Origin of the sequence: uncultured Rhodococcus sp. (genome assembly GCF_963525155.1) — a bacterium.
Lineage (GTDB): Bacteria > Actinomycetota > Actinomycetes > Mycobacteriales > Mycobacteriaceae > Rhodococcus_F > Rhodococcus_F qingshengii.
The window spans coordinates 1-4965 of record NZ_CAURKP010000286.1 but is presented as its reverse complement, the minus strand read 5'-3'; the positions used below and the strand labels follow the sequence as shown (position 1 = coordinate 4965).

General features: G+C 62.6%; 5 protein-coding genes and 1 pseudogene. 3 read left to right on the top strand and 3 right to left on the bottom strand.

Annotated elements, in window-relative coordinates; all coding sequences use genetic code 11:
- The 3 genes and pseudogenes from RWT78_RS28205 to RWT78_RS28195 form a co-directional block, all read left to right on the top strand.
- Positions 1-248, top strand: a pseudogene (locus tag RWT78_RS28205) (DoxX family protein); the annotation flags it as partial.
- A 132-nt stretch (positions 249-380) separates the two neighbouring features.
- Positions 381-2663 carry an ATP-binding domain-containing protein gene (locus tag RWT78_RS28200; RefSeq protein WP_161121466.1) on the top strand — a complete coding sequence of 761 codons (2283 nt, stop codon included), beginning with the start codon at positions 381-383 and terminating at the stop codon, positions 2661-2663.
- Between the two features lie 83 nt (positions 2664-2746).
- A complete protein-coding gene (locus RWT78_RS28195; RefSeq protein WP_003944104.1) occupies positions 2747-3208 on the top strand; it encodes a DUF732 domain-containing protein in 462 nt (153 codons plus the stop codon).
- Position 3209: 1 nt separating this feature from the next.
- Here the strand turns inward: RWT78_RS28195 and RWT78_RS28190 are convergent, their stop codons facing one another.
- The 3 genes from RWT78_RS28190 to RWT78_RS28180 form a co-directional block, all read right to left on the bottom strand.
- Positions 3210-3662, bottom strand: a complete 453-nt coding sequence (locus RWT78_RS28190) for a universal stress protein (RefSeq protein WP_003944055.1) — start codon at positions 3660-3662, stop codon at positions 3210-3212.
- A 188-nt stretch (positions 3663-3850) separates the two neighbouring features.
- Positions 3851-4726 carry an SCO6745 family protein gene (locus tag RWT78_RS28185; protein ID WP_054825492.1) on the bottom strand — a complete coding sequence of 292 codons (876 nt, stop codon included), beginning with the start codon at positions 4724-4726 and terminating at the stop codon, positions 3851-3853.
- A gap of 45 nt (positions 4727-4771) precedes the next feature.
- The coding region (locus RWT78_RS28180; RefSeq protein ID WP_314682565.1) for a UvrB/UvrC motif-containing protein at positions 4772-4965 on the bottom strand (194 nt) is incomplete at its 5' end.

Below are 4965 nucleotides of genomic sequence, written 5' to 3'. Positions count from 1 at the left end.
CGGACATCCTCGAAGTCGCGCAGAAGCGCGGCTCCGAACTGGCCGAGACCGCACGCGAGCGCAGCGCCGAACTGGCAGAGCTGGCGAGCAAGCGCAGCTCTGAGTTCGCCGAACTCGCCCTCGAGAAGAGCAACGAGTGGGCCGAAACGGCGTCGGAGCAAACCGAGGTGCTGGGTAAGCGTGCTCGCAAGCGCGCCGAGAAGGCGCTCGAAAAGGCTCGCGCCAAGAAGGACGAATTGACGCACTGAGTGCACCGAAAAACACGGTCAGGCCACCTTCGGGTGGCCTGACCTGTATCTATGCGGCAGTTCATCTGGGGGAACTAGACTGTCTTGGCGCTTTTGCAGCGCGTGAATTTCTCATCAAGCCTAGGAGATCCTTTGCCCGACGCGGACCCGTCACTGAACGAGCAAGAGCTCGAGCAGCAGTACGTGACGATGTTGTACTCCCGTCTCGACGATCTTCGAAAGTATGCCCAAACTCGCTTGAGCACGGTCCTCCTCGAGACCGGCGGAACCCCGCAAGCACGCAGTGAACGCGAATCCTTCAACGCCATGTACACCGAGGATCTCGCCAAGTACGACGCAGCCGAGAACGGAATGTGTTTCGGACGCATCGACTTCGACGACGAGCGACGCTACGTCGGCCGACTGGGAATCCTGGACACCGACAACGACTACGAAACGCTGCTCCTCGACTGGCGAGCTCCGATGGCGCGCCCGTTCTATCTGGCGACGCCCGCGGCACCTGAGGGCGTGAAGCGGCGACGCCATATTCGCAGTCGGAGCCGCACAGTCACCGGCATCAACGACGAATATCTGGACCTCGACGCGGCCCGCGCCGCAGGCGTGGTGACCGAAGCCGGCGGCGTCGCCGGTGAGAGCGCTCTCCTGGACGCTCTGAACGCAGCGCGTACGGGTCAGATGAACGACATCGTCGAGACCATTCAGAGTGAGCAGGATGCCATCATCCGCTCCGAGCACAAGAGCGTTTTGGTCGTCCAGGGCGGTCCGGGTACCGGTAAAACCGCAGTCGCCCTTCACCGTGCCGCCTTCTTGCTCTACACCTACCGTCAGCAACTGGCCAAGGCCGGTGTTCTCATCATCGGGCCGAACGCGACGTTCCTCGACTACATCAGCCAGGTCCTTCCTTCACTCGGCGAGACCGGAGTTCTGCTCTCGACGATCGGGGACCTGTACCCCGGAGTGCGTGCGACTCGTACGGATTCCCTCGCCGCCGGTGAGATCAAGGGTTCCCTCGCGATCCTCGACGTGCTCAAGAACGCCGTCCGGGATCGGCAGGAAGTTCCGTCGAAGCCGATTACCCTTCGATTCGACACGTACGACTTGAAGCTGGATCGAAAGACTGTCACGAAGGCGCGCGGGCGTGCTCGGTCGTCGCGTCGCCCACACAACCTGGCGCGCCCGATCTTCGTGGCAGCAGTCATCGAGGCGTTGGCACTGCAGATGGCCGAACTCATCGGCGGAAACCTCGTCGACGGTGGGTCACTCCTCAGTCGGGACGACATCGCCGACATTCGCGACGAGATGCGTGAGGACCCTGACATCATGTCCGCCATCGGAAAGCTGTGGCCCGAATTGTCGCCGCAGCAAATCCTCGCGGAACTGTGGACGTCGCCGGCGAGGTTGGCCAAGGCAGCGCCGCAACTCGACGACGCCCAACGCGACGAGCTTCTGCAGAGCGTCGGACCGGGTTTCAGTGCGGCCGATGCTCCCCTGCTCGACGAACTGGCCGAGATTCTCGGCGTCGACGACGCCGCCGAACGCGAACGCGCACAACGTGAATGGCGCGCGCAGATCGCCGACGCCCAGGGCGCCCTCGACATCCTCACCGGGTCTGCACCACAGGATCTCGAAGACGAGATGGATCCCGAGATCTTGATGGCGTACGACTTGATCGACGCCAGCCAACTCGCCCAACGCCACGATCAGGGCCAGCGCCAGACCACGGCAGAACGCGCTGCCGGCGACCGAACCTGGACCTACGGTCACGTGATCGTCGACGAAGCCCAAGAGCTCTCCGAAATGGCGTGGCGAATGCTGATGCGGCGCATACCGAATCGCTGGATGACGTTGGTCGGCGATACAGCTCAGACCGGTGATCCCGCGGGAACTTCGTCCTGGCAGAAGATTCTCGAGCCTTACGTCGCCAAGCGCTGGAAGCTCACCGAACTGACCGTCAACTACCGAACTCCCTCGGAGATCATGGATGTCGCACACCGTGTGCTCGAAGAGATCGACCCGGAGCAATCCGTGCCCCGGTCGGTACGCGACAGCGGATTCGCGCCGTGGGCGCTCAAGACCACGGCCGAAGAATTGGAATCGACCGTGCGCCGTTGCATCGAGTCCGAGTCGCATCCCGGTATCACCGCAGTGATCGCCGGTTCCGAGGTCGTTGCCGATCTGGCGGGCATTGCGAGTGACACCGTAAGCGTCCTGTCCGTCAAGGACGTCAAGGGACTCGAGTTCGACACCGTGTTGATCGTCGAACCAGCCGACATTCTCGACGAGTCACCACGCGGAATGAACGACCTCTACGTCGCATTGACCCGCGCTACCCAGAGGCTCGGCATCATTCACGTCGAGTCGCTCCCCGCGGTTCTCGACGGCGTCGAAGCAGCAGAGTTGGCCTTCGATTCGTGAGCATCACGGAGTAGGTTCGTGCGTGACACCACGAATGGTGGTGTCACTCCAATTTGTGTCGACGACTGAAGGAATGACCCCTCGTGCTTGGCCTGCCCGCAAGTTCCGCCGCACCCATCCGCAAGATCGCTCGCGTGGTGATCGGCGTCGGGATGCTTGCGGCGGTGACAGCCGGTTGCTCAGAGGATGATTCGAGTTCGACGGCTGCTGCAGGCAGCGACGACATCGCTGCTGTTGCTGCCGCACCGACCGAAAAACCGGTAGACGAGGCAGAAAGGCTGCGGGCGGCGCTTGCGTCTACCGGGGTCACGCCCGCCTTTTCCGACGACATGTTGCAGGCGCTCGGTGACGGCGTCTGCCAGCAGCTCGCGGCCGGAACGGATCGAGCGATGATCATCGCGAATCTGCGGGCGGTATCGCTGAACGGAGCAAGCGAACCAATGGTCACCTCCGGAAACGGCTCGGCCGCATCGACAACACCCCCCAGCGCCGATCAGCTGGCTGAAGTGTTCGTCGATGCGGCCGAGGCCGACTATTGCCGGTAGTTCAGCGAACGGTGTGCACGATCAGGACATCGGACGTCGCCTTGCGAGCGGCATCGGAAGGCACCGACCCGAGTAGGCGCCCGGTCAACGTGTTCAATCCGCGATTTCCGACGACCAGCAAGTCGCCCTTCACCTCGTCGAGCAAAGCGAGAAGCGATTCGACGGGAGCGCCGACGACGGCGCGCTCGACAACATCCTTGGCACCCTGGGCATGTGCGCGCTCACGAGCGGTGCGAAGGATCTCGTAGGTCGGAGCGGAACCGGTGACCTGGTAGGCCTCGTTACCCAAAGCATCAGCGGCAGCGCTCACGTCCTTGGGATCAGCCGGGTAGTACGCACACGCGATGACGAGCTGAGCGTCCGAGCCACTGGCAATGGCGGCAGCTCTGTCGACTGCCTTCAGTGACGACTCGGAGCCATCGGTTCCTACGACAACGGTCCGGTAGGCACTCATTCATTCCTCCATGGTTACGGGACGGACGGTACGGCCGGCACCGGGCGCAACGCTGTTGCGCCCGCTCGACAACCGCTGCGCTGACATTAGCGGGATTGTGCCGCGGATAGTGTTATTTGCAGTACACGCCACAAGCCCACAGTGAATGTGATTCTTCGTCACAGACACATTTGTTCGGTGGTGACCACTCAGCGAAGTTTGCCGAAGCGGGGCCCGAACAGCGCCGCCGGAAATACTTCCTGCTCGACCAGGGCGGTACGCCACGGCGTCGCCAATTCCAGCAATCGCTTGGCACCCTCCTCACCAAGCGCATCCCACGGAGCCAAAGCGAGGTCGTCCGTCAGGTCTTCGACGACGTCACGCAAGTCCTGCCCGTCCTCGGTCAGCGCACCGGACGAACGATGCAGCAGTTCGCGGTCCTTCAAACTCTCGACGGCCTCGTCCCACTGTTCCTGCGACCATCCGCGACGAGTCTGCGCGAATTTGCGCTGAAACCCGATTCCCGTCGCGGTGTGCGTGATCAACGCGTCCAGGCCGTTCAATCCCGCGGTCTGAAGGGCCGCAATGTGGCCGTCACCGCGATACTCACGCAGCAGTGTCAGCGCGTGCCAGAAACGCAGGTGCGGCTCGGCCGGCCAGTCGAGCGACGCCCAACCCGCGTACAGGGGGCGGCCGTCCACTCCAGGAATGTTCTGGGCAGCGATCGACACGAGTTCGGCGGCCTCGGCCATGTCCGCCGATCCTGTCACGTCTGCACCGAGCAGGCGGACGTACGCCGCGTCGATTGCCCGATACCGCGCGGCGACAACCTCTGTGGGCCTTGCCAATTCCCAGGCACGTGGGATGACACTGGCGATCAATTCAGGATTGAAGTTGAAGAAGGTGGCCGTGACGACAGTCGCGGGTGGAGCGCCGAGCGGAGCTGATCGCCCGGCAAAGTACACCATTCGGCCAGGCTCCAACCCGACGCCGACAAGTTCCTTCTCCGTCTCCGGGACGAAGTACGCCAAGGAATGGAGAAGTTCGAGAGTCCGCGCGGTCTTGCCTGCAGTCTGTGCATCCATACCTGAAACCGTAGCGGTCGAAAGCACGAACACACGCGAGGCGACCTACTTGAGACCCGCGGCGTCCATTCCTCGAAGCTCCTTCTTCAAATCCGAGATTTCGTCTCGCAATCGCCCAGCCAACTCGAACTGAAGGTCACGTGCAGCGTTCATCATCTGATCGGTGAGTTCCTTGACCAGATCTGCCAATTCGGCCCGAGGCATCGATTTGGTGTCGCGCCCCTCGTATACACCCGCAC